At 42.5% G+C, this 18,720-nt stretch carries 15 protein-coding genes; all 15 read left to right on the top strand.

The genetic code is table 11. The features are described 5' to 3' along the window. The first annotated feature begins 32 nt into the window (after positions 1-32). The 15 genes from rseP to BFI01S_RS01480 all read left to right on the top strand — a co-directional run bounded on the left by rseP (position 33) and on the right by BFI01S_RS01480 (position 18,693). A complete protein-coding gene (gene rseP, locus BFI01S_RS01550; RefSeq protein WP_061791034.1) occupies positions 33-1,295 on the top strand; it encodes an RIP metalloprotease RseP in 1,263 nt (420 codons plus the stop codon). 208 nt (positions 1,296-1,503) lie between these two features. Continuing rightward, positions 1,504-5,814 carry a PolC-type DNA polymerase III gene (locus BFI01S_RS01545; RefSeq protein WP_115596720.1) on the top strand — a complete coding sequence of 1,437 codons (4,311 nt, stop codon included), beginning with the start codon at positions 1,504-1,506 and terminating at the stop codon, positions 5,812-5,814. A 269-nt stretch (positions 5,815-6,083) separates the two neighbouring features. Continuing rightward, complete coding sequence (gene rimP, locus BFI01S_RS01540) at positions 6,084-6,551, top strand: ribosome maturation factor RimP (protein ID WP_048008989.1); 468 nt, start codon at positions 6,084-6,086, stop codon at positions 6,549-6,551. Positions 6,552-6,703: 152 nt separating this feature from the next. Next, positions 6,704-7,861 carry a transcription termination factor NusA gene (gene nusA, locus BFI01S_RS01535; protein ID WP_061791032.1) on the top strand — a complete coding sequence of 386 codons (1,158 nt, stop codon included), beginning with the start codon at positions 6,704-6,706 and terminating at the stop codon, positions 7,859-7,861. 17 nt (positions 7,862-7,878) lie between these two features. Further along, on the top strand, positions 7,879-8,163 hold the full coding sequence (rnpM, locus tag BFI01S_RS01530; RefSeq protein WP_009330705.1) for an RNase P modulator RnpM: 285 nt from the start codon (positions 7,879-7,881) through the stop codon (positions 8,161-8,163). Next, positions 8,160-8,462 (top strand): YlxQ family RNA-binding protein, encoded by a 303-nt coding sequence (locus tag BFI01S_RS01525; RefSeq protein ID WP_009330704.1) that lies wholly within the window; start codon positions 8,160-8,162, stop codon positions 8,460-8,462. The genes rnpM and BFI01S_RS01525 overlap by 4 nt, the downstream gene beginning before the upstream one ends. A gap of 19 nt (positions 8,463-8,481) precedes the next feature. Further along, the gene (gene infB / locus BFI01S_RS01520; protein WP_061791031.1) at positions 8,482-10,713 is read left to right on the top strand and encodes a translation initiation factor IF-2; all 2,232 of its coding nucleotides are present in this window, start codon (positions 8,482-8,484) and stop codon (positions 10,711-10,713) included. Beyond that, complete coding sequence (locus BFI01S_RS01515) at positions 10,713-10,994, top strand: DUF503 domain-containing protein (protein WP_061791030.1); 282 nt, start codon at positions 10,713-10,715, stop codon at positions 10,992-10,994. The genes infB and BFI01S_RS01515 overlap by 1 nt, the downstream gene beginning before the upstream one ends. 16 nt (positions 10,995-11,010) lie before the next feature. Then, a complete protein-coding gene (gene rbfA / locus BFI01S_RS01510; protein ID WP_035329043.1) occupies positions 11,011-11,391 on the top strand; it encodes a 30S ribosome-binding factor RbfA in 381 nt (126 codons plus the stop codon). Positions 11,392-11,457: 66 nt separating this feature from the next. Beyond that, positions 11,458-12,375, top strand: a complete 918-nt coding sequence (gene truB / locus BFI01S_RS01505; RefSeq protein WP_061791029.1) for a tRNA pseudouridine(55) synthase TruB — start codon at positions 11,458-11,460, stop codon at positions 12,373-12,375. Positions 12,376-12,441: 66 nt separating this feature from the next. Then, complete coding sequence (gene ribF, locus BFI01S_RS01500) at positions 12,442-13,392, top strand: bifunctional riboflavin kinase/FAD synthetase (protein ID WP_061791028.1); 951 nt, start codon at positions 12,442-12,444, stop codon at positions 13,390-13,392. A gap of 122 nt (positions 13,393-13,514) precedes the next feature. Then, entirely contained in the window at positions 13,515-13,784 is a 270-nt protein-coding gene (rpsO, locus tag BFI01S_RS01495; RefSeq protein ID WP_009330698.1) for a 30S ribosomal protein S15, read from the top strand. A 316-nt stretch (positions 13,785-14,100) separates the two neighbouring features. Next, on the top strand, positions 14,101-16,221 hold the full coding sequence (pnp, locus tag BFI01S_RS01490) for a polyribonucleotide nucleotidyltransferase (RefSeq protein ID WP_061791027.1): 2,121 nt from the start codon (positions 14,101-14,103) through the stop codon (positions 16,219-16,221). A 185-nt stretch (positions 16,222-16,406) separates the two neighbouring features. Next, positions 16,407-17,414: a polysaccharide deacetylase family protein gene (locus tag BFI01S_RS01485; protein ID WP_061791026.1), complete on the top strand. Its 1,008-nt coding sequence runs from the start codon at positions 16,407-16,409 to the stop codon at positions 17,412-17,414. 43 nt (positions 17,415-17,457) lie between these two features. After that, positions 17,458-18,693, top strand: a complete 1,236-nt coding sequence (locus BFI01S_RS01480; protein ID WP_061791025.1) for a M16 family metallopeptidase — start codon at positions 17,458-17,460, stop codon at positions 18,691-18,693. The last annotated feature ends 27 nt before the right edge of the window (positions 18,694-18,720 follow it).

Here is an 18,720-nt window from a genome sequence, read left to right as displayed (position 1 = left end):
TTGAACAACCTCTAAAAAAAGGTGGTTAAAACTTGAGTACAGTAATAGCCTTTATTGTTATTTTCGGGGCACTGGTATTTTTTCATGAACTCGGACATTTAATATTTGCAAAAAGGGCAGGAATTCTCTGCCGGGAATTTGCAATTGGATTCGGGCCAAAGGTGTTTTCCTTTAAAAAAGATGAAACAGTATACACGATTCGTCTTCTGCCCATTGGCGGATTTGTCCGCATGGCCGGTGAAGATCCTGAAATGGTGGAAATTAAACCCGGCTACCGCATTGGATTAATCCTTGATAAAAACGAGGAAGTAAGCAAAATAATATTAAACAACAAAGATAAGTATCCGGATGCAAGAATCGTTGAAGTTGAAGATGCTGATATTGAGCATACCCTTGTAATAAAAGGATATGTTGAGGGAGAAGAGGATGAGTCAATCCAAATTTTCAAAGTGAGCCGTTCAGCGGTACTGGTTGAGGATGGGACCGAAACGCTCATTGCTCCGTATGACCGTCAATTTGCATCTAAAACCTTGGGCCAGAGAACAATGGCGATTTTCGCAGGCCCAATGATGAATTTTGTTCTGGCTTTTATCGTTTTTGTTCTAATAGCCTTATTGCAGGGCATACCGACAAATGAACCTGCACTTGGCAAGCTGACACCAGATGGTGCAGCATATGAAGCTGGACTTAAGGAAGGCGATATGGTTCAAAGTGTGGATGGAGCCGAAATTTCAAGCTGGTCAGATGTAGTGGAAATCATTAGAAAGAATCCAAGTGAAGAACTGGAATTTTTAGTGGAAAGAAACGGCCAGGAACATACAATAACGGTTACACCAAAGGTTCAGGACGTAGAAGGTGAAAAAATAGGAATCATAGGTGTGTATAGCCCGATGGAAAAATCTCCATTAAAGGCCATTACCTACGGAGCTAAGGAAACCTATTTCTGGACGAAAGAAATTTTTGTCATGCTTGGCAAGCTTGTTACTGGACAGTTTTCAATTGATGCATTATCTGGCCCGGTAGGCATTTATGTTTCAACAGATACTGTAGCCAAATCCGGCATCTTCTACCTGATGAAATGGGCAGGAATTCTAAGCATAAATCTGGGAATTATGAACCTTCTTCCAATTCCGGCTCTTGATGGCGGAAGATTAATGTTCTTTGCAGTTGAGGCTGTAAGAGGGAAGCCGATTGACCGCCATAAAGAGGGAATGGTCCATTTTATTGGCTTTGCCCTTTTAATGCTATTAATGCTAGTTGTCACTTGGAACGATATTCAGAGGTTTTTCCTGTAAAATGTTAATGCAGCTGCAGTATTCCTGCATAAAAAGTATGTGCAAAATCCTTTGATTTAGACTCAAAAAACGGGTTCCAAAATGGAATCCGTTTTTTCAATCACTATCTGCTACGATATGTTATAATTAAGTCCGTCTGTTTTTTAAAATACATCAAAAAAATTCAACTAAAAATAGAAACCAAGATTATTGGATGGGAGAGAGAAAGATGAGCGAACCTTCTAGATTTCAGCTCTTGCTCCAGCAGATGCAGCTAACTGAAGATGCCTTTGTGCAGCACTTTCATGATGCCCAAATCGAAAGGGTCATAGTCGAAAGACAGTCACGGAAATGGCATTTTTATTTTGCCTTTCCAAAGATTTTGCCTTGCAGTGTATATAGCCGTTTCACAGATCAGCTGGAAAAAACATTTTCCCATATCGCAGAAATTTCATACAGCATCACTGTGAGAAATCAGGATTTTACTGAACAGCTTGTACTTGAATACTGGCATAACTGCATTAAAGAAATGGATGGCATGGCGCCGCCGCTTTTAAAGCTTCTGAATGAACAGGTTCCTTCTGTACAGGGCAACAAACTTATCATAAAAGTCCGTAATGAATTGGAAGGATTGTCTATCAAAAAGAAGTATGCCGGCACTATTTCACATGTTTTTCAAGTCTTTGGCTTTCCGGCATTAACGATTGATACGGAAGTATCCTCAGATGGCTCCAATGAAGAATATGAAAAATTCGTGGAGGCCAAACGAAAAGAAGACCAGGAGCGTGGTCTCCAGGCAGCAATCGAGATGCAGAAGAAAGAAGCGGAAGCTGAATCTGCAGATCACACAGCACCTCAGGGGCCGCTTACAATTGGTCTTACCATTAAAGACGATGCAGATTATCGCAAATTGATTGATATAGTAGATGAAGAACGCCGAGTAGCCATTGAAGGCTACGTGTTTGCTGCTGAGACAAGAGAGCTCCGCAGCGGCCGGACACTCTTAACTTTTAAAATTACCGATTATACCAGTTCCATTCTAGTAAAAATGTTTTCTCGGGATAAAGAGGATGCCGCTTTATACCAGCATATTCAAAAAGGGATGTGGCTAAAGGTCCGCGGAAGCATTCAAAACGATACATTTGTCCGTGACCTGGTAATGATAGGGAACGATATTAATGAAATCAAACCTATCCAAAGGCAGGATACATCGCCAGCTGAAGAAAAAAGGGTTGAACTTCATCTTCATACACCGATGAGCCAAATGGATGCAGTTTCATCTGTCAGCGCACTGGTTTCCCAGGCGAAGAAATGGGGACATAAAGCAGTAGCCATTACAGACCATGCTGTTGCTCAGTCATTCCCTGAAGCCTATGGTGCCGGGAAAAAGAATGATATTAAGATTCTGTATGGAATTGAAGCAAACCTTGTGGATGATGGTGTGCCGATTGCTTATAATGATGCGCATCGCAAGCTTAGTGAAGATACCTTTGTTGTTTTTGATGTTGAGACAACCGGCTTATCAGCTGTATATGATAAGATTATTGAGCTTGCCGCAGTTAAGATTCATGATGGTGAAATCATTGATCGGTTTGAATCCTTTGCAAACCCTCATCACCCTTTATCCGCAACAACTATTAATCTGACTGGAATAACAGATGATCTGGTGGAGAATGCACCGGAAGTGGAAGATGTTCTGAAGAAATTCCATGAATGGACAGGAGATGCTGTTTTAGTAGCACATAATGCTTCATTCGACATGGGCTTCCTGAATGTCGGCTATAAAAAAATCGGTATTGGCAAGGCGCCTAATCCTGTAATAGATACTCTTGAACTCGCACGTTTTTTATATCCTGACATGAAAAATCACCGTCTGAATACCCTTGCCAAAAAATTCGATGTTGAACTTACCCAGCATCACCGTGCTATTTATGATGCGGAAGCAACAGGCTATCTGCTTCTTAAGATGCTAAAAGGTGCAGAGGAAAAAGGGATCGAATTTCATGATCAATTCAATGATAATATGGGACAGGGAAATGCTTATCAGCGTGCAAGACCGGCCCATTGCACCCTGCTTGCACAAACGGAAACAGGTCTGAAAAACCTCTTTAAACTCGTATCCATCTCGCATATGGAATACTTTTACAGAGTGCCGCGCATTCCGAGGTCAGTCCTTCAAAAGCATCGTGAAGGAATACTGGTTGGTTCCGGATGCGATAAAGGGGAAGTTTTTGAAGGCATGATGCAGAAATCTCCGGACGAAGTGGAAGATACAGCGCAATTCTATGATTATCTTGAAGTGCATCCAAAAGCCGTTTATGCACACCTTTTAGAGCTTGAACTTGTAAGAGATGAAAAAGCCCTGGAAGAAATCATCAGCAATATTGTAAAACTGGGGGACAAGCTTGGCCTGCCGGTAGTCGCGACAGGTAATGTCCATTACCTGAATCCAAATGATAAAATCTACCGGAAAATCCTTGTTAATTCACAGGGAGGAGCGAATCCGCTGAATCGCCATCAGCTTCCTGATGTTCATTTCAGGACTACCAATGAAATGCTTGACGCTTTTTCATTTCTCGGCAAAGGCAAAGCGAAGGAAATTGTTGTAGAGAATACGAACAAAATAGCAGATATGATTGAAGAAATAAAGCCGATTAAAGATGATTTATATACCCCAAAAATTGAAGGCGCAGATAAAGAGATGCGCAGCATGAGTTACGGAATGGCAAGAAGCATCTATGGTGATCCGCTTCCTGAGATTGTTGAGGCGCGTCTTGAAAAAGAACTTAAGAGTATTATCGGACATGGTTTCGCGGTTATCTATCTGATCTCTCATAAGCTTGTAAAAAAATCACTGGATGATGGCTATCTGGTTGGTTCCCGTGGATCTGTCGGCTCCTCCTTTGTTGCGACGATGACCGAAATAACGGAGGTAAATCCGCTGCCGCCGCATTACGTTTGCCCGGAATGCAAAACATCCGAGTTTTTCAATGACGGGTCAGTGGGCTCCGGCTTCGACCTGCCTGATAAAGATTGCCCGGGCTGCGGAGCTAAATATAAAAAGGATGGACATGATATTCCGTTCGAAACGTTCCTTGGTTTCAAGGGAGATAAGGTTCCCGATATTGACTTGAACTTCTCAGGGGAATACCAGCCTAGAGCCCATAATTATACAAAGGTGCTATTCGGGGAGGATTATGTATACCGTGCTGGAACAATCGGTACTGTTGCCGACAAAACAGCTTATGGTTACGTCAAAGCATACCAGAACGATAATAATCTGCAAATAAGGGGTGCGGAAATTGACAGGCTGGCTTCAGGCTGTACAGGGGTAAAGCGGACAACCGGACAGCACCCGGGCGGTATCATTGTTGTGCCGGATTACATGGATATATACGACTTTTCGCCTATTCAGTTCCCTGCAGATGACCGGACATCTGAATGGAAAACAACCCACTTTGACTTCCATTCCATTCACGATAATCTATTAAAACTTGATATACTGGGTCACGATGATCCGACCGTTATCAGGATGCTTCAGGACCTGAGCGGAATTGATCCAAAAACCATTCCCACAGATGATCCGGAAGTAATGAAAATTTTCAGCGGGCCGGAATCCCTTGGTGTGACCGAAGAGCAAATCATGTGTAAAACCGGAACGCTTGGCATACCCGAATTTGGTACACGATTTGTCCGCCAGATGCTCGAAGATACAAAGCCCACCACTTTCTCGGAGCTTGTGCAGATTTCAGGTCTTTCTCATGGTACAGATGTTTGGCTCGGAAATGCCCAGGAATTAATCCATAATAATATTTGTAACCTAAGTGAAGTAATCGGCTGCCGTGATGATATAATGGTTTATTTAATCTATCAGGGTCTTGAGCCTGCTTTTGCTTTCAAAATTATGGAATCGGTCCGTAAGGGTAAAGGCCTGAGCGATGAGATGGAAGCGGAAATGAGAAAAAATGAAGTGCCTGAATGGTATATTGATTCCTGCAAAAAGATTAAATACATGTTCCCTAAAGCCCATGCAGCTGCTTACGTATTAATGGCTGTCCGGATTGCGTACTTTAAAGTGCACCATCCGCTTCTTTACTATGCAGCATATTTTACTGTCCGCGCAGAGGACTTTGACGTGGATGCGATGGTTAAAGGATCCCAGGCGATCCGTGCGCGCATCGAAGAAATCAATGCAAAGGGACTTGATGCTTCAACGAAAGAAAAGAACCTGCTAACTGTCATGGAATTGGCTCTGGAAATGAACGAAAGGGGCTTTAACTTCCAAAAGGTGGACTTATACCGCTCAAGCGCAAGTGAGTTTATCATTGATGGAGATTCTTTGATCCCGCCGTTTAATTCCATTCCGGGTTTGGGTACAAACGCAGCATTCAATATAGTTAAAGCAAGGGGAGAAGGGGAATTCCTATCGAAGGAAGACCTGCAGCAGCGCGGAAAAGTGTCGAAGACGATTATCGAGTATCTCGATAACCACGGCTGCCTGGAATCCCTTCCGGAACAAAACCAGCTTTCTCTATTCTAAAAATAAGACCAGCGACTGGTCCAAACCCTTCTGCTGACAGCTATTCCATTTGCATAAAAAAATTGGTTATGGTATAGTTTTATTGGAAATACTAAGAATAACTCTCGCAAAAGGAAGAGTGGGGCAACCCACTCTTTCGTGTTGTGTACGGTTTTTTCTTAATATCGGATCTATGTTAAAACTATATGTTAATTAAGTTTAGCAGAGCCAATTTCTGATTTATTGATTGAAAAACAGCGCTTTAGATTCCAGGAAAAGGAGGGATATGAATGAGCAAAGTGACTGAAACGGTGGAACAACTGGTCACCCCTATTGTGGATGAACTTAATTTAGAATTAGTCGACATTGAATATGTAAAAGAAGGGAAAGACTGGTTCCTTCGCGTATTTATTGATAAAGAAACTGGTGTTGATATCGAGGAATGCGGAATGGTCAGTGAAAGGCTAAGCGAAAAGCTTGATGCTGAAGATCCGATTCCATACAACTATTTCTTGGAAGTTTCATCGCCGGGAGCTGAACGCCCTCTTAAGAAAGACAGTGATTTTATTAAAGCAGTCGGCAAGAATGTTTACATTAAAACATACGAGCCAATTGATGGTGAAAAGACGTTCGAAGGTGTGTTAACCCAATTTGACGGTGAGACCGTTACGGTAGAAGTGAAAATCAAAACAAGGAAGAAAAATATTGAAATTCCTTATGAGAAGGTAGCGAATGCCCGTTTAGCCGTTGTATTTTAATATCGGCTGATTGCGGGCTTGCTTATTAAGAAAAGCTGAAGCGCCTTGCGCTATTGAAATACAAAATTCACTGCTGGTCTTAATCAGAAAGCAAATTGCTGCTTTAGAGTTGATCATTTTTTATAAGAGAAATAAAGGGGGATATAAATCTCATGAGCAGTGAACTTTTGGATGCTCTGACATTGCTTGAGAAAGAAAAAGGCATTTCTCGCGATGTGATTATCGAAGCCATTGAAGCTGCATTGGTGTCAGCCTACCGCAGAAACTTTAACCAGGCACAGAATGTGCGCATTGATTTAAACCTAGGGAACGGAACGATGAGAGTCTTTGCCCGCAAAGAGGTAGTGGATGAAGTATTTGATCCGCGTCTTGAGATCTCTGTTGAGGATGCTCAAAAAATCAATCCGAACTACCAGGTGGAAGATGTCGTTGAAATGGAAGTAACACCTAAGGATTTTGGGCGCATCGCTGCCCAGACGGCTAAACAGGTTGTTACACAGCGTGTCCGTGAAGCGGAAAGAGGTATCATTTATTCTGAATTTATCGACCGTGAAGAAGATATCATGACGGGAATTGTTCAGCGTACAGATCCTAAGTTCATCTATGTGAGCCTTGGAAAGATTGAAGCGATCCTTCCGGCGAACGAACAAATGCCAAATGAGCGTTATCAGCCCCATGACCGCATTAAAGTCTTTATTACAAAAGTAGAAAAGACAACAAAAGGACCACAGATCTTCGTAAGCAGAACCCATCCTGGCCTGCTGAAGAGATTATTTGAAATCGAAGTTCCTGAAATCTATGATGGAACTGTAGAAATCAAATCCGTTGCGCGTGAGGCAGGGGACCGTTCCAAGATCTCGGTTCATTCAGACAATGAAGAAGTTGATCCGGTAGGTTCATGTGTAGGGCCTAAGGGCACACGTGTACAGGCGGTAGTCAATGAGCTAAAGGGCGAAAAAATTGATATTGTAAAATGGTCTTCAGATCCTGTAGTATTCGTGGCAAATGCACTAAGTCCTTCTAAGGTGCTTGATGTAATCGTAAATGAAGATGACAAAGCAACAACTGTTGTAGTTCCTGATTATCAGCTTTCACTGGCAATCGGAAAGCGCGGACAGAATGCAAGACTTGCAGCCAAGCTTACAGGCTGGAAAATTGACATCAAATCGGAGACAGATGCCCGGGAAGCCGGAATTTATCCGAGGGATGAAAAATTGTTGAACTTTGATAATGATGATTATGAAAACGAAGACTACGAAAAAAATGCAGACTTCGATTTTCAGGATGAGCTTTTAGAGGAAAAAGAATAGGGAAGAGGTGAATGATCGTGAACAATCGTAAAAAAGTTCCTTTGCGAAAATGTGTCGCTACCGGTGAAATGAGGCCGAAAAAAGAACTCGTTCGCATCGTTCGCTCCAAAGAAGGGGAAGTATCTGTTGACCCGACCGGAAAAAAATCAGGGCGCGGGGCTTATCTTTCCAAAGAAAAGGAAGCAGTATTGTTAGCAAAGAAGAAGAATATCTTAGCCAATCATTTAGAAGTCTCCATAGATGATGCTATCTATGAAGAACTCTTGGAGTTAATTGAGAAGGAGAAACGGCAATCCAAATGAACTCAAATCAATGGATGTCATTGCTTGGCTTAGCCAATCGGGCACGGAAAATTACTTCGGGAGAAGAGCTTGCTGTTAAAGAGATCAGAAACGGCAAAGCAAAGCTTGTTTTGCTGTCTGCAGATGCATCCGCAAATACGGCAAAAAAAGTTACAGATAAATGTAAATCATTTGGGGTTCCATATAAGCTGATTCAAAACCGGGAAATGCTCGGCAAGGCTATAGGGAAGGAAGCCCGCGTTGTAGTGGCAGTGTTAGATGCCGGATTTGCAAAAAAGCTGTTAACGTTGCTCGATTAATACTAGCGGGGGTGAAAGTATGAGTAAAATGCGCGTTTATGAATATGCGAAAAAACATAACATTTCAAGCAAGGATGTTATTACAAAATTAAAAGACATGAATATTGAGGTTTCCAATCATATGACTACGATTGAGCCGGCGGCAGTCCAGAAGCTTGACGGTATTTTTATCAAGAATGACAGCCAGGCTCAAAAGCAGAGCAAACCTCAAAACCAGCAGAAGCCGCAGGGAAATCAAAAACCGGCTTCTAATAATAGTGCCGGCAATTCCACAGCTGCTAAAAGCAAGCCTCAGAATAATTCCGGTGAAAACAGAAGCCAGGGACAGGGCAGCCAGTCCGGCAAAAACTTCTCCGGCAATAACAGAGGCAATAACAACAACAGAAACAATAATAACAATAGAAACAATAACAATAACCGAAACAACAATAAGAATAAAAACAACAAAGGCAAACAGCAGCAGACGCATGTGGCCCCAGCTCCTAAAAAAGTGAAGGAGCTGCCTTCAAAGATAACTTTCAGCGAATCACTAACTGTAGCGGAACTGGCAAAGAAGCTTCACCGCGAGCCATCTGAAATCATTAAAAAGCTATTTATGCTTGGTGTTATGGCAACCATTAACCAGGACCTTGACAAAGATGCCATTGAGCTGATTGCCGGGGAATATGGTGTAGAAGTAGAAGAAGAGGTATTGATTGATACAACTGACCTTGAAGTATACTTCACAGAAGATGAAAATGCCGAACTGGTGGAACGTCCATCTGTTGTAACAATCATGGGACACGTTGACCATGGTAAAACAACATTGCTTGACTCCATCCGCAACACGAAAGTAACAGCGGGAGAAGCAGGCGGAATCACTCAGCATATCGGAGCTTATCAAGTTGAAGAAAACGGCAAAAAGATTACGTTTCTTGATACTCCTGGACACGCTGCGTTCACAACTATGCGTGCCCGCGGTGCGAAAATTACCGATATCACAATTCTCGTTGTAGCAGCTGATGACGGTGTTATGCCGCAAACAGTTGAAGCAATTAACCATGCGAAAGCAGCAGAAGTGCCAATCATTGTGGCTGTTAACAAAATGGATAAGGAAGCAGCAAATCCTGACCGTGTTATGCAGGAATTGACTGAACATGGCCTGGTTCCTGAGGCATGGGGCGGAGATACAATATTTGTCCCAATCTCAGCTATTAAAGGCGAGGGAATTGATGAACTGCTTGAAATGATTCTTCTTGTAGGTGAAGTGGAAGAATACAAAGCAAATCCTGACCGCAATGCCGTTGGTACAGTTATCGAAGCACAGCTTGACAAAGGACGCGGTTCAGTTGCGACCCTTCTTGTGCAGAACGGTACATTGAAGGTAGGAGACCCAATCGTTGTCGGTAACTCATTTGGACGTGTCCGTGCAATGGTTAATGATCTTGGCCGCCGTGTGAAAACTGCGGGACCTTCAACACCTGTTGAAATTACAGGTCTTAATGATGTTCCTCAAGCCGGTGACCGCTTCGCTGTTCTTGATGATGAAAAGACAGCCCGCCAGGTTGGTGAAGCCCGTGCCCAGCAGGCATTGCAGGCTCAAAGAAATGAAAAAACACGCGTAAGTCTGGATAACTTGTTTGAACATATGAAACAAGGGGAAATGAAAGACTTAAACATCGTTGTGAAAGCGGACGTTCAAGGTTCTGCGGAAGCATTGACTGCTGCTCTTCATAAAATTGATGTAGAAGGTGTTAATGTACGTATCCTTCATACAGGTGTAGGTGCCATTAACGAGTCTGACATCACTCTAGCTGCTGCTTTCAATGCTATTGTGATTGGATTCAATGTACGCCCTGACAATAACGCGAAACGTGCAGCAGATGCAGAAAATGTTGACATCCGCCTGCACCGCATCATCTACAAAGTAATCGAGGAAATTGAATTGGCGATGCAGGGTATGCTTGATCCTGAGTTCCAGGAAAAAATCATCGGCCAGGCTGAAGTACGCCAGACATTCAAAGTTTCCAAAATCGGTACAATTGCAGGTTCTTATGTCACGGACGGAAAAATCACCCGTGACAGCGGCGTTCGTTTAATCCGTGATGGAGTTGTAATTTTCGAAGGCGAAGTTGACGCTCTTAAGCGATTCAAAGATGACGCTAAAGAAGTAGCCCAAGGCTATGAGTGCGGTATTACCATCAAAAATTTCAATGACGTTAAAGAAGGCGACGTTATCGAAGCATATATTATGGAAGAAGTGGAACGTTAATGATAATTGGGCTTGCAGCCTGTGAATGTATCATTTATGACACACATTCTTTGAAAGAAAAACGGGCTGTTTTGCAGCGTATTCTAACCAGGCTGAAACAAAGATACAATGTTTCTGTATCTGAGGTGGACTATCAGGACCTGTGGCAGCGGACCAAAATTGCCATTGTGGCCGTTTCGTCCACCCAGGTTTCAACTGAACACGAGCTGCAAAATGCGCTGAAATTGATTGATTCGTTCCCGGAAATTGAGCGGACAATTACAGATTTAGAGTGGCTTTAAGAAGAGGTGATATAGAATGAGCCTTAGAGCAAATCGAGTTGGAGAACAAATGAAAAAAGAACTGGGCGAAATCATCAGCCGAAAAATCAAGGATCCGCGGGTTGGTTTTGTAACAGTCACTGATGTTCAAGTTACCGGGGACCTCCAGCAGGCAACCGTGTTTATCTCTGTTCTGGGTGATGAGGAACAGAGGGAAAATACGCTTCGCGGGCTGGCTAAAGCAAAAGGCTTTATCCGATCTGAAATCGGCCAGCGAATCCGGCTGCGGAAAACACCGGAAATTCTCTTCGAATTTGATGAATCAATCGACTACGGGAACCGTATTGAATCATTGCTCCATCAAATTCAGGACGAAGGCCGTTCCAAAGATGAGGAGCGCTCCAAAGAAGAAGAATAATGGAATGGATAGACACTTTGTCTATCCATTTTTTTCTAAACACAAATAGACAAGGTGGTACATAAAATGGAAGGGATTTTGCCGCTTTTTAAACCTAAGGGAATGACATCCCATGATTGTGTTTTCAGGCTGCGGAAGATTTTGCGAATGAAAAAAATCGGCCATACCGGTACATTGGACCCTGATGTGACAGGAGTACTTCCAATCTGCCTTGGGAGGGCAACGAAGGTGGCTGAATACATAACAGATGCAGGGAAATCTTATGAGGGAGAAGTCACAATAGGTTTTTCTACGACAACAGAAGATGCATCAGGTGAAGTCGTGGAGAGGAAAGATGTTGCAGCGGCTATTTCCAGAAGTCAGGTGATGAAAGTACTTCAAAGCCTGACCGGGGAAATTACACAGACTCCCCCCATGTATTCAGCAGTAAAGGTAAATGGGAAGCGCCTCTATGAATATGCAAGACAGGGAATAGAAGTGGAACGGCCGTCCAGGAAAGTTACTATCTACTCAATCGAACTTCTCGATGACAGAGAGATGTTAGAGGGGGAGAATATTACCTTCCGTTTCCGTGTAGCCTGCAGCAAAGGTACATACATCCGAACGCTTGCGGTCATGATTGGCTGTGAACTGGGATACCCCGCCCATATGTCTGATCTGGTAAGAATCCAGTCTGCCTCACTGACACTTGATGATTGCCTGACATTTGAAGAAATAGAAGACAGGGCCGAAAAGGGGACAATGGCCGAGGTTCTTCGACCTATGGAAGCCGCGCTTTCTCATTTGCCGAAATTTCAAATAAGTGATAAAGTAGCAGAGAAAGTAAAAAATGGGGCTGTATTAACTATCCCTGATCATTTACTCGACACTAAAGGCCCAATTGCAGTAGAGGAAAAAGAAGGTCTTGTGCTGGCAATTTATGAGCATCACCCCCGCAAACCAGGGTTAATGAAGCCAGTAAAGGTGTTAAGGAATGATCAATAAGCACTCGTTAAAAAGCTGTGCATTTATATAGGTCCAGGCTCTGTAGAGAAAAGGTGAAATATTAATATGGAAGTTATTCATATACATCATCCCCATCGAATGGATAGAAACGAAATGCCCGAATTGGCAATAGCACTTGGATATTTTGATGGTGTTCATCTGGGTCATCAGAAAGTCATCCGTGAAGCAAAATCAATAGCTGAACAAAAAGGATTAAAAAGTGCTGTCATGACATTTGACCCGCATCCCTCGGTGGTTTTGGGGAAAAGCGTTCAGCATGTGGAGTATATTACGCCCCTTGAGGATAAAATTTCTATCATGGCTGAATTCGGCATAGATTATTTATTTGTTATCAATTTTACAAGGGAATTTGCTAATCTTCTGCCGCAGGAGTTTGTGGACCAATACCTGATTGGTCTTAATGCCAAGCACGTCGTGGCAGGCTTTGATTATTCCTATGGACGGATGGGGCGCGGCACAATGGAAACATTGCTGTTCCATTCGAGGGATCAATTTGATTATTCAGTCGTTGCTAAACTGGCAAAAGAAGACGAAAAAATCAGCTCTACGCTAATAAGGAAATATATCCGTGAAGGGAAAACGCTTGAGCTTCCCGGCCTTTTAGGAAGATATTATAAAACATCAGGAATTGTTATCCATGGTGATAAGAGAGGCCGTACAATCGGCTTTCCTACAGCGAATGTGGATGTTTCTGATGACAGCATCATTCCCCCGCCTGGTGTGTATGCTGTAAGATTCTCAGTAGATGGCAGCTGGTATGAAGGTGTCTGCAATGTTGGCTACAAACCTACTTTTAATCAGGAAAAAGGGGACAGGCCATCTGTTGAAGTCCATATTTTTGATTTCTCTTCAGATATTTATGGCAGGAAGGTTACCGTTGAATGGCATAAACATCTTAGAAGCGAAAGGAAATTTACTGGCGTTCAGGAGTTAATTGCGCAAATTGAAAAAGATAAACAGCTGACTGAGCAATATTTTGAGAAAAACAGGGTTTAGCCTTGCTTTTTGTCATAAAAAGTTGTATTCTAAGTAACGTACCAAATGAACCTTTGCTTGGCAAGTCGAGTCACCGACGCTTGCTCAGTAACAGGGGATTGAAAAATTAGGAGGTGAACCGGATGGCAATCACTAAAGAACGTAAAAATGAGCTAATCAATGAGTTCAAAACTCATGAAAGCGACACTGGATCTCCAGAAGTTCAAATCGCTGTCCTTACTGAAGAAATCAACAATTTGAACGACCATTTACGTACTCACAAGAAAGACCACCATTCACGTCGCGGTCTTTTGAAAATGGTTGGTAAGCGCCGTAACCTATTAACTTACCTTCGCAACAAAGACGTTGCACGTTACCGTGAGTTAATCAATAAGCTTGGCTTACGTCGATAATCAACAGAAGCGGGATTTTTTCCCGCTTTTTTATTAGCTTTAAAAACTTGAAATTTCTTCCTGATCATGTACATACATAACTTATCCTATTTTAGCAAACGGGAAAATTGTGCATACTATAAGATGCCTAATTTTATTATGATTAACGAGCATTTCATGCTTTTATATAAAACTGGACTGCTGGCAATGCAAAGCTCATTAGCTTCTGATGCTGTCATAGCAGGAATGCCTGCAGAATATGCAGGATAATTAACAATTAAACTGACCAGGCAGAATAGACGCCTGTCCTTAAGTGAATGCAGAGAGGGGTACAATTATGGGACAAGATAAACATGTCTACAGCCTTGATTGGGCTGGGCGCAAATTGACCGTAGAGATTGGCCAGCTGGCTAAACAGGCTAACGGTGCAGTTTTAGTGCGCTATGGTGATACTGTAGTTTTAAGTACAGCTACAGCATCAAAAGAACCGAAAAACCTGGATTTCTTTCCGCTGACAGTTAACTATGAAGAACGTTTGTATGCTGTTGGTAAGATTCCGGGCGGTTTTATTAAGAGAGAGGGCCGTCCAAGTGAAAAAGCGATTTTGGCAAGCCGTTTAATTGACAGGCCAATTCGTCCATTATTCGCTGACGGTTTCAGAAATGATGTTCAGGTTGTAAGCATGGTGATGAGTGTGGATCAAAACTGCTCATCAGAAATGGCTGCAATGTTTGGTTCATCATTAGCCCTTTCTGTGTCGGATATTCCATTTGGCGGACCGATTGCGGGAGTCAGCGTAGGCCGCATCGATGGAGAATTCATCATTAACCCATCTGTAGACCAGGCTGAAAAAAGCGATATCAGCCTTGTTGTAGCGGGTACAAAAGATGCGATCAACATGGTTGAAGCAGGTGCTGAGGAAGTGCCTGAGGAAACTATGCTTGAAGCAATTATGTTTGGTCATGAGGAAATTAAACGCCTTATTGCTTTCCAGGAAGAAATTGCATCTGAAATCGGGAAAGAGAAAATGGAAGTTGTTTTATACCAGGTTGACCAGGATTTAGAGGCTGAAATTCGCGGCATCTGTGAGAAGGATATGATTAAAGCTATTCAGGTGCAGGAGAAACATGCCCGTGAAGCTGCCATCAAAGCAGTTAAAGAAGATATCACAGCTAAATATGAAGGTGAAGAAGCAGACGACGACAAGCTGAAGCAAATCAGGCAGATCCTTGATAAAATTGTTAAAGCTGAAGTACGCCGCTTAATTACAGAAGATAAAGTGCGTCCGGATGGACGCGGATTGGATGTCATCCGCCCGCTGTCCTCAGAAGTAAACCTTCTGCCGCGCACACATGGTTCAGGTTTGTTTACACGCGGACAAACTCAGGCACTTAGCATTTGTACATTAGGAGCTCTTGGAGATGTACAGATTCTGGACGGGCTTGGAATTGAAGAAGAAAAAAGATTCATGCACCATTACAACTTCCCTAACTTCAGTGTAGGTGAAACTGGGCCTATCAGAGGGCCGGGCCGCCGTGAAATCGGGCATGGTGCTCTTGGAGAACGTGCTCTTGAGCCGATTATTCCATCTGAAAAGGATTTCCCGTATACGATTCGTCTTGTATCTGAGGTGCTGGAATCAAATGGTTCAACATCACAGGCCAGTATTTGTGCAAGTACTTTGGCTATGATGGATGCAGGTGTGCCTATTAAAGCGCCAGTTGCCGGTATAGCAATGGGCCTTATTAAATCAGGCGAGCATTATTCAATCCTGACAGACATTCAGGGCATGGAAGATCACCTTGGCGACATGGACTTCAAAGTGGCGGGTACTTCCAAGGGAGTTACTGCTCTGCAAATGGATATTAAGATTGAAGGCTTGTCCCGTAAGATTCTGGAGGAAGCACTTCAGCAGGCGAAGAAAGGCCGTATGCAGATTCTTGATTCCATGCTGAGCACTATTGAACAGCCAAGAAAAGAGCTGTCTCAATATGCTCCTAAGATTCTGATGATGTCAATCAACCCTGATAAAATCCGTGATGTTATTGGACCGAGCGGAAAGCAGATCAATAAGATCATCGAAGAAACAGGCGTTAAGATCGATATTGAACAAGATGGAACAGTATTCATCTCATCTGTAAATGAAGAGATGAATCAAAAAGCGAAGAAAATTATTGAAGATATCGTACGTGAAGTGGAAGTTGGACAAATGTACCTGGGCAAGGTAAAACGGATTGAAAAATTCGGCGCATTTGTTGAAATCTTCTCAGGTAAAGATGGATTAGTTCACATTTCAGAACTTGCTGAAGAGCGTGTAGGGAAAGTGGAAGATGTGCTATCCATTGGTGACGAACTTCTGGTAAAAGTTACTGAAATCGATAAACAAGGCCGCGTAAATCTTTCCCGCAAAGCCGTATTGCGTGAACAGCGTGAGCAAAAGGAAAAAGCACAGCAATAATACTAACCTCTATTTAAAAGAGAAGCATTTTGCGTTGCGAATTTTCCTAAAAGCCAGGGGGAACCCTGGCTTTTTACATATACGAATTTTCATGGGCTTTTGCCCAATACTGCATACCTTTGTTACTCGGTTCCGTTCTACCTTGTCCCTTCAAATCATACTATGAATTGAAGGAGGCATGAAGAATGAGAAAGTTTATCCATATTACGATCATGTTTGTGCTGGCACTTGTTTTTATCAATAATCCTTTAACTGATCAGTATGTATCAGGCCTGAAACAAGAAACAGATGCCATAACTGTTTCCAAGCAAAAGGATTCATTATATGAAGAAATTACAGCAAAGAAAGAAGAATTCAGCATTCCTCCACAGGATGCAAAAATAGACCCTGTATGGAAAGCCATTCCTGGTCTTAATGGAATTGAAGTAGATGTTGAGGCATCGTATAGAAAGATGAGGTCAGGCAAAAAGTTCAATGAAGATAAACTAGTATATAAACAAATTGAACCGAAGGTGAAGTTAAAGGACCTGCCGCCATCACCTGTCTATAAAGGCCATCCCGATAAACCAATGGTCAGCTTCATCATTAATGTGGCATGGGGGAATGAATATTTGTCCGACATGCTGGCCACTTTAAAGAAACATAATGTGTCAGCAAGTTTTTTTCTTGAAGGAAGATGGGTAAAGAATAATCCGGAACTCGCCAGAATGATCATGGATGCAGGACATGAAGTAGGCAACCATTCGTACACCCATCCTGACATGAAAGTGATCTCTTCTGCAAGGACAAGGGAAGAAATCCAAAAGACAAATGATGTGATTGAAGCCACAATGGATGAGAAGCTAAATAAGCCTATTACATGGTTCGCTCCTCCAAGCGGCAGCTATAGAGATGAAACAGTGAAGATTGCTGCCGAGAAAAACCTTGGCACCGTCATGTGGACTGTTGATACAGTGGATTGGAGAAAGCCCTCCCCGGATGTGCTGATAAACAGAGTGTTATCAAAGGTCCATAATGGAGCACTTATTCTGATGCATCCTACGGAATCCACCGAAAAGTCACTTGATAGACTTATAACAGGGCTTCAGGAGAAAAACCTCGAAATTGGAACAGTATCCGAGCTGTTAAGCGAAAAGAGAATCCAAAATAATAATCAGGATTTTGGAAAAAATAACAATAATAATATAAACTAATGTAAGCATAGGTCTTTGCGTTTTCAGAACAGGAGGAATTTACTTGATCAAGAAATATACATGCCAAAACGGGGTAAGAGTCGTACTAGAAAATATTCCAACCGTCCGTTCTGTAGCGATAGGGGTATGGATCGGAACAGGTTCAAGAAATGAAGTTCCAGAGAATAATGGAATTTCTCATTTTCTTGAGCATATGTTCTTCAAAGGAACGAAAACGAGATCAGCCCGTGAAATTGCTGAGAGCTTTGATAGCATTGGCGGGCAGGTGAACGCCTTCACTTCAAAAGAATATACATGCTACTATGCAAAAGTATTGGATACCCATTCCGAATTTGCTCTTGAAGTGCTTTCTGATATGTTTTTTAACTCCACGTTTGTGGATGAGGAACTGAACAAAGAAAAGAATGTTGTTTACGAAGAAATCAAAATGTATGAAGACACGCCTGATGATATCGTTCATGATCTTTTGAGCAAAGCAATCTACGAGAACCACTCACTTGGCTATCCGATTCTTGGCACTGAAGGAACGCTGGCCACGTTTAATGGCGAAACTTTAAAACAGTATATGCATGAAACATACACGCCTGAAAATGTCGTAATTTCCATTGCCGGAAATATTGAGGAATCTTTCATCAAAGAAGTTGAAAAATACTTTGGATCCTACGAAGGCGGTAAGAGAGAATGCACAGAGCAGAAGCCTGAGTTTCATTCAAACCATCTTGCCCGTAAAAAAGATACCGAGCAGGCCCATCTTTGCTTAGGGTTCGAAGGTCTGCAGGTAGGGCATGAGGAAATATACAATCTGATTGTTTTAAATAATATTTTGGGCGGAAGCATGAGCAGCCGCTTATTCCAGGATGTCAGGGAACAAAAAGGATTGGCTTATTCTGTTTTCTCTTATCATTCTGCCTTCCAGGACAGCGGTATTGTGACGCTTTACGGCGGTACGGGAGCTAAACAGCTAGATGTTCTTTTTGATACGATTCAGGAAACACTTGCCACACTCAAAAAAGAAGGCATCACAGATAAAGAGCTGAATAACAGTAAGGAACAGCTCAAAGGAAGCTTAATGCTAAGCCTTGAAAGCACAAACAGCAGGATGAGCCGCAATGGCAAAAATGAACTGCTTCTGGGCCGCCATCGGTCTATGGATGAAATCGTGGATGAAATCGATGCAGTTTCCATGCAGGGCGTGAATAATATGGCGAATTCCATTTTCAAAGATCATTATTCTGTGGCTTTAATAAGTCCGGATGGAGAACTTCCGAAAAATCTTTAATATTTATTCCAATTGCAAAATTGGTGA

This window comes from Cytobacillus firmus NBRC 15306, assembly GCF_001591465.1.
Lineage (GTDB): Bacteria > Bacillota > Bacilli > Bacillales > Cytobacillaceae > Cytobacillus > Cytobacillus firmus.
This window is presented reverse-complemented; position numbering and strand designations above follow the sequence as displayed.